Origin of the sequence: Anaeromassilibacillus sp. SJQ-1, assembly GCF_046693725.1 — a bacterium.
Taxonomy (GTDB): domain Bacteria; phylum Bacillota; class Clostridia; order Oscillospirales; family Acutalibacteraceae; genus Anaeromassilibacillus.
In genome coordinates this window covers 111,848-130,888 of the sequence record NZ_JBKEIV010000044.1, presented here as the reverse complement: position 1 = coordinate 130,888, position 19,041 = coordinate 111,848, and the positions used below count along the sequence as shown (strand labels likewise).

The window sequence follows — 19,041 nt, the reverse complement described above, 5'->3', positions numbered from 1 at the left end:
TTACACAAAATGTGCCTTTCTTTCTTCTAATGGCAATACTATCATACTGTATTTTTTTTGTCAATACATTTCACCTTATGGAAGTGCAAATTAAAATTTTCACTTCCTAATTATACATCCAACCATTACGAAATTCAATCTTTCACAACCTCTTTACAACCACAACCACAGCACTCCAGCAAACGCAGGAGCACCATACCGTAAAACGCTTATGTGTAAATCAACTCCGTTCCTACAACTTCCCTCACACAAGCCTGAATATTATTCATTCTTCCAATCCATTCGTAGGGATTATCTTTCTTTAATTGTTCCGTCACATCTTGTCTGTCGGCATATTCCTTTACCAGTCGAAGAAACATATCCTCTGCTTGCTTATCGACTTCTGCAAGATAACTATGCAGCTTTCCGCTTGTCAGCAGGTTCATATATAACACTTTATAGTGTTCCTTTAAATGCCTTGCATGTCGTTTCCCCCATAAACCAATCGGCTCTATTTCTTCTTCGGCTGGTACTGTGATGTTCGGCAATAAATAATCACCCACCTGTCTATAAGTTCCGCCCATTTCTTCAAAAATTGTCTTTGTCATTTTCCTTTTCCTCCTGTGATTTTTGTCTATCGTGATCGTGTATTATCACGCTTGCGACCTTTAACTGTTCTTGCCTGCTCCAACAAATCATCTATCTGTTTGCGACCAAAAACCTTACGGAGCAGGCTGTAATCTTTATTTTCTGCTTTTAGGATTTTGTTTTCTTCGGTCAATCTTTCATTGACTTTCTCCAAACGCTGATTGGTGCGGTATAACTGTGCATTCGCTGTATTCAGCCTATGATAGTTGTCCCACCCCTCAAAGCAGCGGGCAAGCACCGTTTTGACAAGTTGCTTCAATTTCCTTACAACCGGCTCTGCCATTTTGGTTTTATATGCCTTTGCAGTCATAAATTTCTCTGGTTCTGGCAACTGATATTTCGGTGCAGTATCAAGCTCTATTTCAAGATTTGACAGCTCGTCTTTTGCCTTATCATAGTTCAATACTCGTTCCGACAACACATCAAATTCAATCTGTTTCTGCTCGATTTTCGCACCTAATGCCGCCACTTCTTTTTCTCTTTCCTGCTTTTTATAATCCAAAACAGAAAAATGTTTTTCGTGTGTGCCTAAATGTTCCCACTCAATCCCATAACGTTCCATCACCGCCGCAAGCTGTTCTTTTTCGGACTGTATCCATTGCGACCACTCCGTATCGCCACGACTGCCGCCCTTAAAACCTTGCGTTGCAAGAGCCTGCTTTAGTGACACTCTTGTATCAAGTCCACGCTTGCTGCCTGTGGTAAAAGGTACAAAATCTATGTGCAGATGTGGTGTAGCTTCATCCATATGCAGATGAGCCGAGAACACCCGAAGCTGTGGATTTCGCTCCTGAAAACCCTGATAGTATTCATCTAAAATCTGCTTTGCCAGTTCTCCGTTTTCCGTATCGGCGTTCATATTTCCCTTACCGCCCACCTGTAAAATGATTTCGTGGAACGGTTTTTCCTGCTTGGAACTTCGGATTTTTTCATAATAATCTTTTATCTTTCGGTCTGACCTTATCTGCTTGGCATTGTATCTTTCCAATGCTTCATCAAACAATTCGTGATAAACTGTCTTTATATTTTCATTGCAGTAGTCGATATTGAGATGAGTACGAGTTCCGTCTACATTTTCTGCTCGGAACTTTCGGCTATTGTGATTGACCGAGCCTTTACCGACCATTGCACTTATCGTTCTCTGCATTTTTTCATCTCCCATCTGTAAATTTCAACATTCTCAGGTTTTGTTACTTTTGTCAAAAGTAACGCAAAAGCACTTTTGACGGGTACACCCATCAAAAATGCGACCTGTAAACAGGTTTTGCGTTCTCCGAAGGCTCTCCGAGGGGTGAGCGTGTGCCGGTGGCACACACGCCTGCGAACCGACCGAGCCAGCAGGCGAGACCAAAGAGCCGCCTTTGAAAAGGCACTCTCTGCACACTCCCCTAAACTTTATCCGGTGTCAAAGTGTGACGATGGTGACAATGTTTTTCACAGCGTGCTGCTCTCAAAAACATTGACACCTTTGACACCGTTTGTCACGCCGTCTGCTCGGTTTCTTTCCAAAGTGAAACCTTTCTTCCGTCGTGTGTGCGGCTGTTCTGATAACGGATACCGTAATCACGAAACAGCCTGCTTGCGTTGATACTGAGCCTTAAAGAAAGTACATTCGGCTTTATATCCACCGCAAGCCTTTCGCAAAGTTCCGAAGCAGTTCCTTCCCATCTGTCACTTTCCGAAAAGAGCGTATCCGCTATCTTCTCAAGCAGAGGTTCGGGCGGTTCTTTCCACATCTCCGTTTCCGATTTTGCAAAGTTCCACACCAATCGCTCGCTGTCCCTTACAAGATGGATTTTCATATCCTGCTGGTCTCTGCCAGCAACATCAAGTGTGGCATTGTTGGAAGTACGCTTGTCCTTACTGAGAACAAATGCACCGTCTGCCGCACCCATCAGACCATTCGTGCCTGAAATCATATCGAATATATCTTCCGATTTTTGTTTGCGTGTATGATGAACAATAAGCATTGAAACCTTGTAACTGTCTGCCAACGCTTTCAGCCTTGCCACAACATCATAATCACTTGCGTAGCTGTAATCTGCTCCGCCTGCTTCACGCACACGCTTTAAGGTGTCTATGATAATCAAGCCTGTGTCTGGGTGTTCCCTCATAAACCCTCTTATCTGTTCTTCCAGTCCGCCATTGACCGTTTTACATTCCGTTGCGAAATACAGATTGCCTGTCTCCTTTGCACCGAACATCTGAAACAATCGCTTCTGCAAACGTGGGTAATCATCTTCAAGGGCAAAATAAAGCACCGTTGCCTTACGCACCTTATACTCCCAAAGCGGTGTGCCTGTGCTGATATGATAGGCAAGCTGTGCCATCATAAAGCTCTTTCCCACTTTCGGGGAACCTACGAAAAGGTAAGTTCCCCTTTGGAGCAGACCGTCGATAAGTGGTGTCTGAACCTCAAACACCGTATCATACAGCGTTGTCATTGATACTGTTTTCAGATAGGAAGGGTCTAACTGTCTGAGTATTTCCCTTTGCATTTCTTCAAAAGATTGCTCGTACCCCTTGAAATCCGTATCCTGATTGACTATACTATTGTCAGTACATTTGGAAAGTGACTGTTCCGCATCTGTTGCCGCAGATACATTTGGAATAGTCATTTCTTTTTTATTCTCCATTCGCATCCTCTCCTTTCAAACCGCCGAGAATAATGGAAATCAGTTCTATTACACTCAGCAGTTCATCATCCACACCTTTTCCTGCTTCAATCCTTTTCAGTTCCGCAAGGACTGTGGCAAATTCCGTTTTCAACGCCTTATACACTCTCGGATTGCCCTGTACCACCACATCCTGATTTAAGCAACGGCGGTAACAATACTCCTGTTTTGGCAATCCTGATAGAGCTACAGCTCTGTTAATGAGTTCGTTTTCTTCGGGCGATACTCGAAACCCTACTGTGATATTCCTCCAACGATTTTTGTTATCTCTGTTCTTAGCTGACATTTTCAAAATCTCCTTTCCCTAAATCATCTAATTTTTCTGCCATCTCAATCTGCTTTGACGGAAAGAGGTGTGCGTACTGATAAGTAATATCAATACTTTCGTGACCAACTCGGTCAGCAATCGCCACCGCAGAAAAGCCCATATCAATCAAGAGTGAAATGTGGCTGTGACGGAGATCGTGAATGCGGATACGCTTCACGCCTGCCGCCTTTGCCCCTCTGTCCATCTCGTGATGAAGATAGCTTTTCGTCACCGTAAAGATACGGTCTTTCTTCTTCAATCCGTAAAGCATACCGAGATATTCTTTCATTTCCTCACACAGAAACTTCGGCATTTTAATCGTGCGGTTGCTCTTTTTCGTTTTCGGAGAAGTAATCACATCCTGCCCTTTCAAACGCTGATAGGATTTATTGATTGTGACTGTTTCCTTATCAAAGTTGAAATCTGCCGGAGTCAAAGCTAACAGCTCGCCCTCTCGGATACCGCACCAGTAAAGCATTTCAAACGCATAAAAGGAAACAGGCTTGTCCATCATCTCAAAAGAGAATTTCTTGTATTCTTCCTTTGTCCAGAACAGCATTTCCTTGTGTTCCTCACGTCCCATATTTCCCACCTTTGCCGCAGGATTGGAACGCAGTTCATAGTAGCGGACAGCGTGATTGAAAATGGCGGACAACTGATTGTGCAGCGTTTTCAGATACGTCTGTGAATAAGGCTTTTTCTTCTCATCACGATAGGCAAGCATTTCATTCTGCCAAGTAATAATCTCCTTTGTGGAAATCTCGCTGATTTTCAGTTTCCCGAAATACGGAAGTATCTTTGTGCGTATGATATGCTCTTTGGTAAGCCACGTGTTTTCCTTCAAACGGTTCTTCACATCATTGATATAAAGCTCCGTAAAGGCTTCAAAACTCATATCAAGGTCTGAAGAAGTCTGCAATTTGAACATTCTTTCCCATTCCTGTGCTTCTCGTTTGGTAGCAAAGCCACGCTTGCATTTCTGCTTGCGTTCCCCCTTTCCAGTTCACATACCTTGCCATCACATACCAAGTACCGTTATCTTCATTCTTAAATACCGGCATTTACATTTCCCCCTTTCCTGCTCCGTAGAGCCTTTCGTAAAAATACTGGCGATTTACACGCCCTGCAATCGTAATAAAGCCCTTTGCTTTCAATTCCTCATTTAATTGTCTGATGAGTTTATATGCATAAGGTTTTGATACGTTTAGTTCCTGAGCCACATCTTCGGCTCGGATAAATCTGTTTTCCATATCCTTTTTCTTCCTTTCTTAAAATAATTTTTTGCTTGCCGCTTTCTCCGTGTTAAAGTTCCAACAGGCACTCCTGCTTGTCGGCAGGCGCTGTGCTGTCCCAATGCACCGCAGTACATCAGGCGCTCGCTCGTATAGGGGTTCCCGAAAAGTCGGAGACTTTTGGGGAAGAGGAGGAGCAGTGCAGCGAATGAGCTTTTGTGCTTGCACACAAGCGAACGATACGGAACTTGCTCCGACGAGGTCTTGGCGGTTTGGCTTTTCGGACGGTCATTCAGTTGTCGCATTAAGCATATTTGTTTAATTCGTAATTTATTTTACTAAACATATTTGCTATTGTCAAGTGGTTGCAAAGAAAATATTAAACATTTTTGTTTCGGTTTTTCTTGACTTCCACTAAACATTTCTGCTATACTTATTTCACTAAATATAAAAGGAGCGTATCATTATGGCTATCAGCGAAAGAATACATTTTTTCAGACTAATGCGTGGTATGACACAAAAGTATCTCGGTACAGCAATCGGTTTTCCAGAAAAGAGTGCTGATGTGCGTTTGGCACAGTACGAAACTGGTACACGCAAACCGAAAGCAGACCTTACAAATGCATTGGCACAGGTGCTTGATGTTTCTCCACAGGCTCTTGATGTTCCTGACATAGACAGCTATATCGGTCTTATGCACACTCTGTTTACCCTTGAAGATATTTACGGTCTTACTGTCAGTGAAGCAGACGGAGAGGTATGCTTAAAGGTCAACAAGGACAAAGGCAGAGAAGCATATGAACTCCTCAAAATGCTGTATGCTTGGAAAGAACAGGCAGACAAGCTATCTTCCGAAGAAATCAACAGAGAAGAATACGATAACTGGCGTTACCATTATCCAGAGTTCGACACCACACAGCGTTGGGCAAAAGTTCCATCACAGGAATTAAGTGACGCTCTCGTGGAAGCATTCAAAGACCACTTGAAAGATAAATAAGCACCTACAGGACCTGCCACTGGCAGCTCCCTACAGATGCTTTGGCAACGACAAAAAAGCCCTTAACTATGGTTATTAACCACAGCTAAGGGCTTAGTTTATAATATGGAATTTGTTCAGAGCCAAGCTCCGAACTTTAGTCTGCAAGCCACCTGTTAATTGTTCCGTTACCCATAAACCACTGGATAACAAGAATAATGGCACTTGCTATGACTGTTATCAATTTGTTATCAAAAGACTAATCGAAATCGCTGAAACCCGCATAAACACTGGCTTTTTTAAGCAACTCGATTTATTCATATTCAATCGTAGCTGGCGGCTTACTTGTAATATCATAAACCACCCGATTCACATTCTCAACTTCATTGACAATCCGGGTGCTGACAATCTCCAAAGTCTCGTACGGAATACGCGCCCAGTCCGCTGTCATAAAATCCGTTGTTGTTACTGCACGCAACGCAATGGTATTGTCATAGGTACGTCCATCACCCATAACACCGACACTCTTCATTCCAGTCAATACCGCAAAGTACTGATTGATTTGGCGGTCCAACCCTGCTTTTGCGATTTCTTCTCGGAAAATTGCATCAGCATCCTTCAAAATTTCCAATTTTTCCGGTGTAACTTCTCCCATGATCCGGATTCCGAGTCCCGGTCCGGGAAACGGCTGACGCCAAACCAGATGTGCTGGAATTCCCAACTCGATACCGACACGACGAACCTCATCCTTAAATAAATCGCGCAAGGGCTCGATGATTCCTTCAAACCCTACATCTTCGGGCAAACCACCCACATTGTGGTGGCTTTTAATGGTCGCTGCATCTCCGGAGCCGCTCTCAACCACATCCGGGTATATGGTTCCCTGACAAAGGAACTCCATCTTCCCAAGCTTACTGGACTCTTCTTCGAATACACGGATAAATTCTTCTCCGATAATCTTTCGTTTCTGCTCCGGCTCTACAGCGCCTGCCAATTTTTGCAAAAACCGATCCTGCGCATTGACACGAATTAAGTTCATATCGAACTGCTTACGGAATACGCGCTCTACCTCATCTCCCTCATTTTTCCGCAGCATTCCATGGTCTACAAAAATGCAGGTCAGATTTTTCCCAACCGCTTTGTGAACCAGCACCGCAGCCACTGAGGAATCCACTCCGCCAGATAGCGCACAAAGAACGCGCTTCCCACCTACTTTTTCTCGGATATGACGGATAGTTTCTTCCGCAAACGAATCCATCTTCCAACTGCCGGAACAACCACACACATCGTATAGAAAATTCTTTAACATTTCGGTGCCATAGACAGTATGTTCCACCTCTGGATGGAACTGAAATGCATAGAGGCGGCGTATGTCATCTGCCATTGCTGCCACGGGACAGGCGTCACTTTCCGCTGTGACGGCAAAGCCAGCCGGAGGCTGAGCAATATAATCTGTATGACTCATCCAGCAGACGGACTCCGCTGGTAAATTATGAAACAATGCCGCATTTGCCTGCACCCGTATGGGCGTCTTTCCATATTCGCGCACCTCGGAACGGCTGACCGTTCCGCCCGACGAATGCGCCATCAATTGCGCCCCATAGCAAATTCCCAAAACGGGTATCCCCAAAGTAAATATTGCTTTGTCGCATACCGGGGCATCCTTTGTATAGACGGAATTTGGACCTCCGGAAAAGATAATCCCCTTATATCCCGCCTCGGCAATCTGATGCGCCGGGGTCTTACAAGATTTGATTTCACAGTACACATTGCAGTCGCGGACCCTGCGCGCAATCAATTGGCTGTACTGTCCGCCGAAGTCTAAGATTAAGACTGCCTCATTTTTCAGCATGATTTCTTTCCCTTCCTTGTCTTTTGAGAACTATTCTACAGTTACCGACTTTGCCAAATTCCGCGGCTTATCGATGTCGCATCCCTTCATGGACGCCACATAGTAGGCAAACAGCTGCAACGGAATCACGGTCAGAGAGGGCAGCATGACATCGCAGGTCTGAGGTATATAAAACACATCATCTGTCACTTGCTCAATCTGCGTATTGTTTTCTGTCGTCATGCCAAGAACTATGGCGCCGCGCGCTTTAACCTCCTTGACATTACTCACCATTTTGTCAAACAAATTTTGGTGGGTCGCCAATGCAATTACCAGGGTCCCATCCTCAACCAATGAAATGGTTCCATGCTTCAATTCGCCCGCTGCATAAGCATCCGAATGGATATAAGAGATCTCTTTGAGCTTCAGAGACCCCTCTAAAGACATTGCATAATCCAGATTCCGTCCGATGAAGAATACATCCTTCGCATTGAAATGTTGGGACGCTAGATACTGGATATTCTCACGATTCTGCAAAATTTTCTCAATCTTGTCCGGCAACGCCTGTAACTCTGTCAGATAGGCCGAATATTCTTTCACAGAAAGGCGTCCCAATTGATCCGCCATATAAATCGCCAACAGATAAACCACCGCCAGCTGGGTGCTGTACGCTTTTGTGGTCGCTACCGCAATTTCCGGTCCCGCCCATGTATAGATTACATCGTCGGATTCATTGGCGATCGAACTTCCAACCGACATTGACAATCGAAAGCGTACGCGCTCCAAGCCGCTTTGCCTCACGCATAGCGGCCAATGTATCCGCTGTCTCGCCGGATTGGCTGATTACCAGAACCAGAACCTCTTCATCAATAATCGGCTCCCTGTATCGGAATTCAGACGCCAAATCCACCTCGACCGGAATCCGAGTCATCTTTTCCAATACATATTTTGCAACCATTCCCACATGATAAGCAGAACCGCACGCAACAATAAAAATCTTTTTAAACGTTTTTAGCTGTTCCGCTGTAAGTGTGATATTGTCCAAAACAATGCGTCCGTTTTGAATGCGCGGCGATAAGGTATCGCGCACTGCCTTCGGCTGCTCCATGATTTCTTTTGCCATAAAATGTTCATAGCCACCCTTTTCGGCAGCAGATACATCCCACTCTACATGAACCGGTTCTTTAGGAACCAGCTCTTTATCCATATCGTAGATACGCACGCCTTCCCGTCGAATGACGGCAATTTCATTGTCATTTAGGCGATAGATGTCACGCGTTTTGCTGAGAATCGCAGGGACATCGGAAGCAATAAAGTTCTCCCCATGCCCCAGACCGATAATCAACGGACTATCCTTACGCACCGCAACCAATTGGTCAGGTGCATCTGCACAGATAATTCCGAGCGCATAAGAGCCTTCTACCTTTTGCAGTACCTTGATGACTGCATCCATAATATCGCCTTTATAATAATGCTCCAATAGCTGCGCGATCACTTCTGTATCCGTTTCGGAGACAAAGGAGACCCCGCGGCGAATCAAATGTTGTTTCAATGCGAGATAATTTTCAATGATGCCGTTGTGTACCACCGCGAATTTCCCTGAATCGCTCACCTGGGGATGTGAATTGATGTCTGAAGGAGCGCCGTGCGTCGCCCAACGAGTGTGGCCGATGCCCACCGTTCCCGGGACGTCTTTTCCTCCATGAATCAAGTCTTTTAGGACCTGAAGACGGCCTTTCGCCTTGACTACGCGAAGCGAGGTCCCGTCATAAACAGCGACTCCGGCCGAATCATAGCCGCGGTATTCCAGTTTTTCCAAGCCCTGCAAAAGAATCGGCGCCGCTTGATCGTCACCGATATAGCCCACAATTCCACACATACTGTTACCCCCTTATGCGCGGGAATATCCCGCAGTCTGCGGAATTACCGATAAATAATGTCCTCGCGAGCCGGACCATTCGATACAATTTTGACCGGCACGCCGATTTCTTTTTCCGCAAACTCAATATATTTGCGGGTGTTTTCCGGGAGGTCCTCATACGTTTTGATGCCACGGATGTCACATTTCCAGCCGGGCAATGTTTCAAGAATTGGCTTACAACGCTTCAGCTGTGCAGTGGGCGGGAAGAAATCAATCCGCTTTCCATCCAACTCATAGGCCACACAGACCGGGATCTCATCCAAATATCCCAAAGCGTCCAAAACCGTAAATGCCACGCTGGTAGCGCCCTGTGCCTGGCAGCCATAGCGAGTAGCCACCAGGTCCAACCAACCCATTCTGCGCGGCCGGCCGGTGGTAGCGCCATATTCGCCGCCATCTCCGCCCCTACGGCGTAACTCATCAGCCTCTTCTCCAAAGATTTCGCTGACAAACTCTCCCGCGCCCACTGCGCTGGAATATGCTTTCACGACTGTAATGACTTCCTGAATTGCATACGGCGGCACTCCCGCGCCCACAGCACCGTAGCCTGCCAGCGTGGAACTGGAGGTTACCATCGGATAGATACCGAAATCCGGGTCCTTTAAGGCACCCAACTGGCCTTCCAGAAGGATGTGCTTTCCATCCCGTACTGCTTGATGCAAAAGCGTAAAGGTATCTGCCACATAAGGCGCCAGCAGTTCTTTATATTCCATCAACTTTTCATAGACATCTTCCGCCTTCAACTCCGGCTGATGGTACAAATCTCTATATAATACGTTTTTCAGATCCAGAACATGCGCGATTTTCTCCATGATGCTTTCCTGATCGTCATAGAGCTCACTGACCTGAAATCCAATCTTGGCAAATTTATCGGAATAAAACGGTGCAATACCGGATTTTGTGGAACCAAAGGATTTGGAAGAAAGGCGTGCTTCCTCCAAAGAGTCCAGCTCCACATGGTATGGCATAACCACCTGCGCACGGTCAGAAACCAAGATCTTTGGCTTTGGTACCCCGCGCTCTTCCAGCGAATGCAACTCCTTGATAAAGTTCTCTACGCTCAGCGCAACGCCATTGCCAATGATATTGGTAATATGCTCGTAAAACACACCGGATGGCAGCTGATGCAGAGCAAATTTTCCATAGTTGTTGATAATGGTATGTCCCGCATTGCTTCCGCCCTGGAACCGGACAACGATATCCGATTCAGCAGCCTTTACATCGGTAATTTTCCCCTTGCCTTCGTCACCCCAGTTAGCACCCACAATTGCTGTTACCATTTAAAACACCTGCCTTTTCAATCTAAAAACCTCCGTGCAAAACCAAGTCCGCCGCCTCCCGGGAAGATCCCGCAAGGGGGCGGCGGCCATATTCCGCACATTGGTGGATTAAACGTTGATTTCCGCTTTCTCCGTTGGAACAAACGAATATTTATCCAAAAGCGGACGAACTGTATTCTGAATAAACTCCTCCGTCTGCATTGGCGCACAGCCCACATATTTCTCTGGGCTGACAATCGCATGCAATTCCTCCAGTGTAACGCCAAAGATCGAGTCTCCAGCAATACGCGCAAGCAAATCGTTCTCGCCGCCCTCTTCCTTAATCACCTTGGAAGCGGCCATGGAGTGCACACGGATGCGCTCATGCAGCTGCTGACGGTCGGCACCGCGCTTGACGGCGTCCATCATAATATTCTCCGTGGCCATGAAGGGCAATTCCCGACGCAGATGCTGCTCAATCACCTTAGGATATACCACCAAACCATCTGCAACATTGTTGTACAGATTCAAAATGCCATCCACCGCCAAGAAACCTTCTGGAACGCTCAGACGCTTATTTGCAGAATCGTCCAGAGTACGCTCAAACCACTGTGTCGCCTCTGTAATTGCCGGATTCAAGCTGTCTGCGATTACATAACGGGCCAAAGAGGCAATTCGTTCAGAGCGCATGGGATTGCGCTTATAAGCCATGGCCGAAGAACCAATCTGATTCTTTTCAAACGGTTCCTCCACCTCTTTTAAATGCTGCAACAAGCGGATATCATTGGAAAATTTAGCAGCGCTCTGTGCAATACCACTCAGGATGGACAAAATCTGACTGTCCAGCTTACGGGAATAGGTTTGGCCAGAAACTGCAAAACAAGCGCGATAGCCCATCTTTTCTGCAATCTTTTGATCCAGCTGTTTGACTTTCTCATAGTCGCCATCAAAAAGCTCCAAGAAACTAGCCTGGGTACCTGTTGTTCCCTTAGAGCCCAACAGCTTTGCCTTGCTCAGCTGATATTCCACATCCTCAAGATCCATCATCAAATCCTGAATCCATAGAGTGGCACGCTTACCAACGGTCGTCGGCTGTGCGGGCTGAAAATGTGTAAACGCCAGTGTGGGCAGGTCTTTATATTCCATAGCAAAATCTGCTAGAACGCGAATAACCCCTACCAACTTTTGGCGTACCAACTGTAAGGCTTCTGTCATCACAATGACATCGGTATTATCCCCTACATAACAGGAGGTTGCTCCCAAATGGATGATTGCACGCGCCTTGGGGCACTGTTCTCCATATGCGTAGACATGCGACATAACATCGTGACGGACCACCTTTTCGCGCGCCTCCGCCACCTCGTAGTTGATGTCCTCCGCATGTGCTTTCAGCTCGTCAATCTGCTCCTGCGTGATGGGAAGCCCCAGCTCCTTCTCCGTCTCCGCCAAGGCAATCCAGAGCTTGCGCCAAGTGCGGAACTTCTTGTCCGGTGAAAACAAAAACTTCATCTCAGCATCCGCATAGCGCGCAGAGAGGGGTGATTCATACGAATTTTTCACGTTGACAACCTCCATCAATCTCTTCTGATCGGCACACAATATTTGTTTTCTTTTGACGCCATCGAATGGCTGGGAACAGAAGCCGGATAGTTTCCAGAGAAGCAAGCATCACAATAATGACCGCAGGCACCCTCAACCCCCAACATCTTCGGGAGATTTTCCAGCGCAAGGAACTCGATCGAATCCGCAAAGCTCATCTTTCCGATCTCCTCCACAGTATGCTTACAGGCGATCAACTCATCCTTGGAAGGGATGTCCGTCCCATAGTAACAGGGCCACAGGAAAGGCGGAGAGCTGATACGCAGATGTACTTCTTTGGCGCCGGCATCTTTCAGCATGGACACAATCCGCGCACAGGTTGTGCCGCGCACAATGGAGTCGTCCAACATAACAACGCGCTTGCCCTTCACCGCTGTCCCCAGGGCATTTAGTTTAATACGCACACTGCGCTCACGGGAGGCCTGATCCGGCTTGATAAACGTACGGCCAATGTAGCTATTCTTGACAATTCCCTTTTGGTAAGGAATCCCGGATTCCTCACTGTATCCAATCGCCGCGTCGATCCCGGATTCCGGGACACCGATCACCATATCCGCGTCTACCGGATGCTGGCGCGCCAACAGGCGGCCGGCTTCTTTGCGCGCCTCATACACGCTGATACCGTCTATTACGCTGTCCGTACGGGCAAAATAAATATATTCAAACACGCAGAGGGACTTTTTGGCCGCGTTTGGCAGCATCATCGAACGCAGGCCGTTCTCATCCGCAACGACAATCTCTCCGGGCTCTACATCGCGCACATAGTCCGCACCGCACGCATCCAGAGCGCAGGTTTCGGATGCAAATACATAGCTGTCCCCGGCACGGCCAATGCAGAGCGGACGGAATCCATTGGGATCACGCACAGCAATTAACTTCTGCGGGCTCATCACAATCATGGAATAGGAGCCTTGGACCTTCGGCATTGCACGGTAAACCGCCTCCTCAATCGAGGCAGCGTCTACGCGCTCCCGAGCGATGATATAGGCGATTACTTCGGAATCAATCGTCGTCTGGAAAATGCAGCCGCGGTGCTCCAGCTCATGCCGCAGCTCATAGGCATTGCTCAGGTTTCCATTGTGCGCAATCGCTAATGTTCCCTTGATGTAGCGCATAACCAACGGCTGGGAATTCTCCCGAACGCTTGCGCCCGCCGTGGAATAGCGCACATGGCCCACGGCAATCTGGCCCTTCAATTCCCGCAAAATCTTGTCGTTGAAGGTTTCTGTCACCAGCCCCATGTCCTTGTAACAGGAAATGACGCCTTGATCGTTTACTGCGATTCCACAGCTCTCCTGGCCTCTGTGTTGCAGGGCCAACAGGCCGTTGTATGTAGCATATGCAGGGTTTAGCGTACCATCCATTGCATAGACGCCAAACACGCCGCACTCCTCATGTGGTTTTGCAAAATCAAACTCCATTACAGAACCGTTCAAAAGCTTACCATCCTAATCAAACTATGGATTGTCAAACGAATCGGTTGAAAAGGACTTTACAGTCCGATGCGCTTCATCATCTCGGCATAGGCCTCTTCTACACCGCCCAAGTCTCTGCGGAAGCGGTCCTTGTCCAACTTCTCATGGGTGTGAACATCCCAGAAGCGGCAGGTATCCGGCGAGATCTCATCGGCCAGGAGAATTTCGCCGTCCGGCGTTTTTCCGAACTCCAGCTTGAAGTCCACCAAAATAACATCGAGCTGCTTGAAGTATTCCTTCATCACCTCATTGACCTTGAACGCCATTGCCTTGATGGTATCAATCTCTTCCTGGGTTGCCAGGCCAAGCGCCATTGCATGATAGTCGTTAATCAACGGATCGCCAAGGTCGTCGTTCTTATAGGAAAACTCGATGGTCGGCTGTGCGAACTCGATGCCTTCCTCCACTCCGAAGCGCTTTGCAAAGGAACCAGCGGAAAGGTTGCGGATAATCACTTCCAGCGGGACAATCTCTACCTTTTTAACGACCGTTTCGCGGTCGCTCAGCTCCTCGACGAAGTGCGTCTTTACCCCGTGCTTCTCCAAAAGCTGGAACATAAAGTTGGACATACGGTTGTTCACAACGCCTTTCCCCGCAATGGTTCCCTTTTTCTGCCCATTAAATGCTGTCGCGTCGTCCTTATAGTCGACAATGCAGAGGTTCGGATCTTCTGTTGCAAATACCTTCTTGGCTTTTCCCTCATAGAGCTGTTCACATTTTTTCATGATTAAAATCCTCCTAATCGATTTCATCTGGCAAGGATGGGAAACAGGCATTGCCGGGGGCATACACCCCCGGCGCAGACCGGTTTAAATAAAGTTCAGGAAGCTGGATACCGTTGTGATGTCGATGACCGAAAGCTGTGTGGTTTCCACATGCTGTGCACAGGTCAAAAACGCATTGGCGGTGTCCAACGAAGTCAGGCAGGGAATGCCTGCCTCAACCGCATTGCGGCGGATCAGATAGCCGTCGCGATTGTGCGACACGCCCTTGGACGGCGTGTTGATAACCAAGTCGATCTTCCCGGATAGGATCACATCGAGAATGTCCGGCTTGCCCGCGCCGATTTTATTTGTACGGATGGTGGGAATACCGTTGTCGTTCAGGAACGTAGACGTCCCGGCCGTGGCATAGATCGTCCATCCCAATTCGTACAAACCGCGTGCGATCGGCAGGACCTCCTGCTTGTCGCTGTTCTTAACTGTAATGATGACATGGCCCTTTTTAATCATATGGGTTCCCGCGCCATAGAACGCCTTAATCATCGCCTCGTCAAAGGTCCGGGCTACACCCAAAACTTCGCCGGTGGACTTCATCTCCGGTCCGAGGTTGACGTCGGCGCCATACAGCTTTTCAAAGGAGAATACCGGCATCTTAATGGCGATGAGCTCCTTTTCTGGCTGCAAACCATATTCATAACCCATCTCCGGCAAAGTCTTGCCAAAGAACGTTCCAACAGCCAACGGGACGATCGGAATATCCGTCACCTTGCTGATATATGGGACCGTACGGGATGAACGCGGGTTGGCCTCAATGACATAAACTTGATTGTCTTTCACAATAAACTGGATATTCAGCAGGCCCTTAACCTTGAGCGCCTTTGCCAAACGGCGGGTATATTCCACGATGATGTCCTGCATATCCTTGCTTACACCAACTGCTGGATAGACCGAAATACTGTCCCCGGAGTGAACGCCAGCGCGCTCAATATGCTGCATAATCCCCGGAATCACCGAATCAATCCCGTCACACACAGCGTCAACTTCGACCTCTGTACCCATGATGTATTTGTCCACCAGAATCGGATGTTCCTGTGCAATCTGGTTAATCACACCGATGTCCTCTATGACATCCTCATCGCTGTAGGCGATATGCATTCCCTGGCCGCCGAGCACATAGGACGGACGCACCAGAACTGGATAACCAAGCTCGTTCGCCGCAGCAAGCGCCTCCGCACAGGTGAACACCGTACGGCCTGCGGCGCGCGGGATTTCACATTCGTTCAAAATCGCGTCGAAACGTTCACGGTCCTCTGCGGCGTCGATGCTGTCAAAAGAGGTTCCCAAAATCGGAATTCCCATTTTTTCGATGGCACCGGCCAACTTAATCGCCGTCTGGCCGCCAAATTGTACCACTGCGCCATCGGGTTTTTCCAACTGAACAACATGGAGGACATCCTCCGGCGTAAGCGGTTCAAAGTAGAGCTTATCCGCAATATCAAAGTCCGTACTAACCGTCTCCGGATTGTTGTTCATGATAATGGTCTCGTATCCCAAATCCCGCAAGGCCCAAACACTGTGAACCGAGCAGAAATCGAATTCAATTCCCTGTCCAATGCGGATAGGACCGGACCCGATAACCAAAACCTTCTTGCGGTCCGTCTGGCAGACGGACTCATTTTCCGTGCCATAGCTGGAATAGTAGTATGGCGTCGCCGCATCAAATTCCGCTGCACAGGTGTCCACCATCTTATAGACGGGCCTGATATTCCACTCATCCTCCAAGCGGCGAATCTCCTCCACACTCTTTCCACTGAGTTCCGCGACGGTTTCATCCAGGAAGCCATAATCCTTCGCCTTAAGCAACAGTGCACGATCCAGCTCTTCGGTCGCAAGCGCTTTCTCCACATTGACGATAGAAACAAGCTTGTCCAAGAACCACAGATCGATTTTGGTGATGTCGTGGATTTCTTGCGCTGTAAATCCGCGGCGCAATGCCTCTGCCAGTACAAACAGGCGGCGGTCATCGACCACATGCAGGCGCTCGCCGATTGCATCATCGCTGAGGCCTTTGAGATTCTTGTCGATCAGGCTCATCATATTGACTTCCAGGCAACGGACCGATTTCATCAACGCGCCCTCAAAGTTCGGCGCAATGCCCATGACCTCGCCGGTCGCTTTCATCTGGGTTCCCAGAAGCCGCTTGGCGTTCTGGAATTTATCAAACGGCCACTTCGGAATCTTCACAACACAATAGTCCAATGTCGGTTCAAAGCAGGCGTATGTCTTTTTCGTAATTGCATTTGGGATCTCATCCAACGTATATCCCAGTGCAATTTTTGAGGCTACTTTAGCAATCGGGTAACCGGTCGCCTTAGAAGCGAGCGCCGAAGAGCGGCTGACGCGCGGGTTCACCTCAATGACACAGTATTCAAAGCTGTTGGGGTTTAGTGCAAACTGTACATTGCAGCCGCCTTCCACCCCCAATTCCGTGATGATGTCCAATGCCGCACTGCGCAACATCTGCGTCTCTTTATCCGCCAATGTCTGACACGGCGCTACAACGATCGAGTCGCCGGTGTGTACGCCGACCGGGTCGAAGTTCTCCATATTACAGACGGTGATACAGTTGCCGTTCTTATCACGCATCACTTCGTATTCGATTTCCTTCCAGCCGGAGATGCAGCGCTCAATCAATACCTGGTGTACGCGGCTGCGGTGCAACCCGAGGGATGCGATCGAAAGCAAATGCTCGCGGTCATAGGCAATGCCACCGCCGCTGCCGCCCAAGGTATATGCCGGACGAACAACCACCGGGTAACCAATCCGTTCCGCCACCTGCAAAGCCCGGTCCAAGTCCTCGGCGATTTCGCTTTCCGCACAGGGCTGATGAATGCGCTCCATCGCCTCTTTAAAGAGCTCGCGGTCCTCCGCCATCCGGATTGTATCGGCGCTCGTGCCGATCATGGTAACATTGTGCTCCTTCAGGAAACCGGATTCCTCCAACTCCACCGCAAGATTCAAGGCATTCTGGCCGCCCAGAGTCGGTAAAATACTGTCCGGTTTTTCTTTGATGATGACCTTTTTGATGGTTTCCACGGTCAGCGGTTCGATATAAACCTTGTCCGCAATCTGCTTATCCGTCATAATTGTCGCCGGGTTGGAATTGATGAGGACGACTTCAACGCCCTCTTCGCGAATTGCACGACACGCTTGCGTTCCAGCATAGTCGAATTCTGCCGCCTGTCCGATGATGATCGGGCCGGAACCGATGATGACAACCTTTTTGATCTTTGGATTCTTGCTCATATGCGGCTCTCCTCCCATCAAATTGATAAACTTATCAAACAGGAATCCAGTATCCAACGGGCCTGAGGAAGCCTCTGGATGGAACTGTACAGTAAAGACCCTGCCATTTTTATAGTTTAAACCTTCTACACTTCCGTCGTTCATGCTGACAAAACTGACGTCTGCAACCGAAGGATTCATCGTGTCCGCATTGACGACAAAACCATGGTTTTGAGAGGTAATATATACACGGTTGGCCGCAAGATCCTTGACCGGGTGGTTGATCCCTCTATGGCCATATTTCAATTTGTAAGTGTCAAATCCCTGGGCCAATGCCATCAGCTGATGGCCCAGGCAAATGCCAAAGATCGGAAGTCCGTGGTCATAGAGACGTTTTAACTCTTGAATGGATTTTACACACGCCTGCGGGTCGCCCGGGCCGTTGCTCAACATGATACCATCGGGGGAAAATGCCAAAAAGTCCTCCATCGAGGCGTCATACGGAAAACACTTGACCGTACAGCCACGCTTGACAAGGCAGCGGATGATATTGTGTTTGACGCCGTAATCCGCCAGCGCCACGCGAATCGGTCCGTCGCCGTAGACTTTCCCTTCGCGGTCGCTAACCGTCGGCACATAGGACTTCAATACAAAGTCCTCTATCTGCTTTTTCATAGCCGCCGGGTCGATCGCCTCCCCATAGGAAATCATGCCGCGCATAGTGCCGCTTTCGCGCAGAACACGGGTGAGCGCGCGGGTGTCAATGCCGTACATACCGGGAACTTTGTTTTGTTTTAAATAGGTATCCAGATCCACGTCACAGCGAAAATTGCTCGGGATACCGGAGACAGACCGCACGATAAACGCGCCCAGCCACGGTTTTGTAGATTCCGCATCGTCGTAGCAGATGCCATAGTTTCCAATCAGCGGAAAGGTCATGACAACGCCTTGACCCGCGTAGGATGGGTCCGTGAGCAGCTCGGTGTAGCCGCACATGGCCGAATTGAACACGACTTCGCACAGCACATCGTGCTCATAGCCGAAACCCGTGCCCTCAAATGTCATGCCATTTTCGAGCATAAGGAGTGCTTTCATTCAATCACCAACCGTTTCTAAATAATAAAATTCCCAA

At 48.2% G+C, this 19,041-nt stretch carries 12 protein-coding genes and 3 pseudogenes; 1 reads left to right on the top strand and 14 read right to left on the bottom strand.

Translation table 11 applies throughout. The features are described from left to right. Positions 1-209: 209 nt before the first annotated feature. From ACGCCZ_RS12200 to ACGCCZ_RS12175, 6 genes and pseudogenes are all read right to left on the bottom strand, one after another. Positions 210-587, bottom strand: a complete 378-nt coding sequence (locus ACGCCZ_RS12200; protein ID WP_009247523.1) for a TnpV protein — start codon at positions 585-587, stop codon at positions 210-212. A 26-nt stretch (positions 588-613) separates the two neighbouring features. Further along, the gene (locus tag ACGCCZ_RS12195; protein WP_411656231.1) at positions 614-1,753 is read right to left on the bottom strand and encodes a plasmid recombination protein; all 1,140 of its coding nucleotides are present in this window, start codon (positions 1,751-1,753) and stop codon (positions 614-616) included. Positions 1,754-2,108: 355 nt separating this feature from the next. Next, positions 2,109-3,263 (bottom strand): AAA family ATPase, encoded by a 1,155-nt coding sequence (locus ACGCCZ_RS12190; RefSeq protein WP_009247525.1) that lies wholly within the window; start codon positions 3,261-3,263, stop codon positions 2,109-2,111. Then, a complete protein-coding gene (locus tag ACGCCZ_RS12185; protein WP_009247526.1) occupies positions 3,253-3,588 on the bottom strand; it encodes a plasmid mobilization protein in 336 nt (111 codons plus the stop codon). Before ACGCCZ_RS12185 ends, ACGCCZ_RS12190 begins: the two co-directional genes overlap by 11 nt. Then, positions 3,578-4,670: pseudogene (locus ACGCCZ_RS12180) on the bottom strand (tyrosine-type recombinase/integrase). The gene ACGCCZ_RS12185 and the pseudogene ACGCCZ_RS12180 overlap by 11 nt, the downstream one beginning before the upstream one ends. Beyond that, complete coding sequence (locus ACGCCZ_RS12175) at positions 4,671-4,859, bottom strand: transcriptional regulator (RefSeq protein WP_009247528.1); 189 nt, start codon at positions 4,857-4,859, stop codon at positions 4,671-4,673. It lies immediately after the preceding pseudogene. Positions 4,860-5,307: 448 nt separating this feature from the next. On the opposite strand from ACGCCZ_RS12175, the gene ACGCCZ_RS12170 reads away from it, so the two are divergent. Further along, on the top strand, positions 5,308-5,838 hold the full coding sequence (locus tag ACGCCZ_RS12170; RefSeq protein WP_009247529.1) for a helix-turn-helix domain-containing protein: 531 nt from the start codon (positions 5,308-5,310) through the stop codon (positions 5,836-5,838). A 292-nt stretch (positions 5,839-6,130) separates the two neighbouring features. Here the strand turns inward: ACGCCZ_RS12170 and guaA are convergent, their stop codons facing one another. From guaA to ACGCCZ_RS12130, 8 genes and pseudogenes are all read right to left on the bottom strand, one after another. Next, complete coding sequence (guaA, locus tag ACGCCZ_RS12165) at positions 6,131-7,666, bottom strand: glutamine-hydrolyzing GMP synthase (RefSeq protein WP_411656230.1); 1,536 nt, start codon at positions 7,664-7,666, stop codon at positions 6,131-6,133. 33 nt (positions 7,667-7,699) lie between these two features. Beyond that, a pseudogene (gene glmS, locus ACGCCZ_RS12160) lies at positions 7,700-9,527 on the bottom strand (glutamine--fructose-6-phosphate transaminase (isomerizing)). A 44-nt stretch (positions 9,528-9,571) separates the two neighbouring features. After that, positions 9,572-10,849 (bottom strand): adenylosuccinate synthase, encoded by a 1,278-nt coding sequence (locus ACGCCZ_RS12155; RefSeq protein WP_085533115.1) that lies wholly within the window; start codon positions 10,847-10,849, stop codon positions 9,572-9,574. 108 nt (positions 10,850-10,957) lie between these two features. Further along, complete coding sequence (purB, locus tag ACGCCZ_RS12150) at positions 10,958-12,388, bottom strand: adenylosuccinate lyase (protein WP_054324314.1); 1,431 nt, start codon at positions 12,386-12,388, stop codon at positions 10,958-10,960. A gap of 14 nt (positions 12,389-12,402) precedes the next feature. Then, positions 12,403-13,848 (bottom strand): amidophosphoribosyltransferase, encoded by a 1,446-nt coding sequence (gene purF, locus ACGCCZ_RS12145; RefSeq protein ID WP_411656229.1) that lies wholly within the window; start codon positions 13,846-13,848, stop codon positions 12,403-12,405. Positions 13,849-13,919: 71 nt separating this feature from the next. Then, positions 13,920-14,627, bottom strand: coding sequence for a phosphoribosylaminoimidazolesuccinocarboxamide synthase (gene purC, locus ACGCCZ_RS12140; protein WP_085533117.1), 708 nt, complete (start codon positions 14,625-14,627; stop codon positions 13,920-13,922). A gap of 84 nt (positions 14,628-14,711) precedes the next feature. After that, complete coding sequence (gene carB / locus ACGCCZ_RS12135) at positions 14,712-17,930, bottom strand: carbamoyl-phosphate synthase large subunit (RefSeq protein ID WP_085533119.1); 3,219 nt, start codon at positions 17,928-17,930, stop codon at positions 14,712-14,714. 24 nt (positions 17,931-17,954) lie between these two features. Then, positions 17,955-19,004: pseudogene (locus tag ACGCCZ_RS12130) on the bottom strand (carbamoyl phosphate synthase small subunit); the annotation flags it as partial. Positions 19,005-19,041 lie beyond the last annotated feature (37 nt).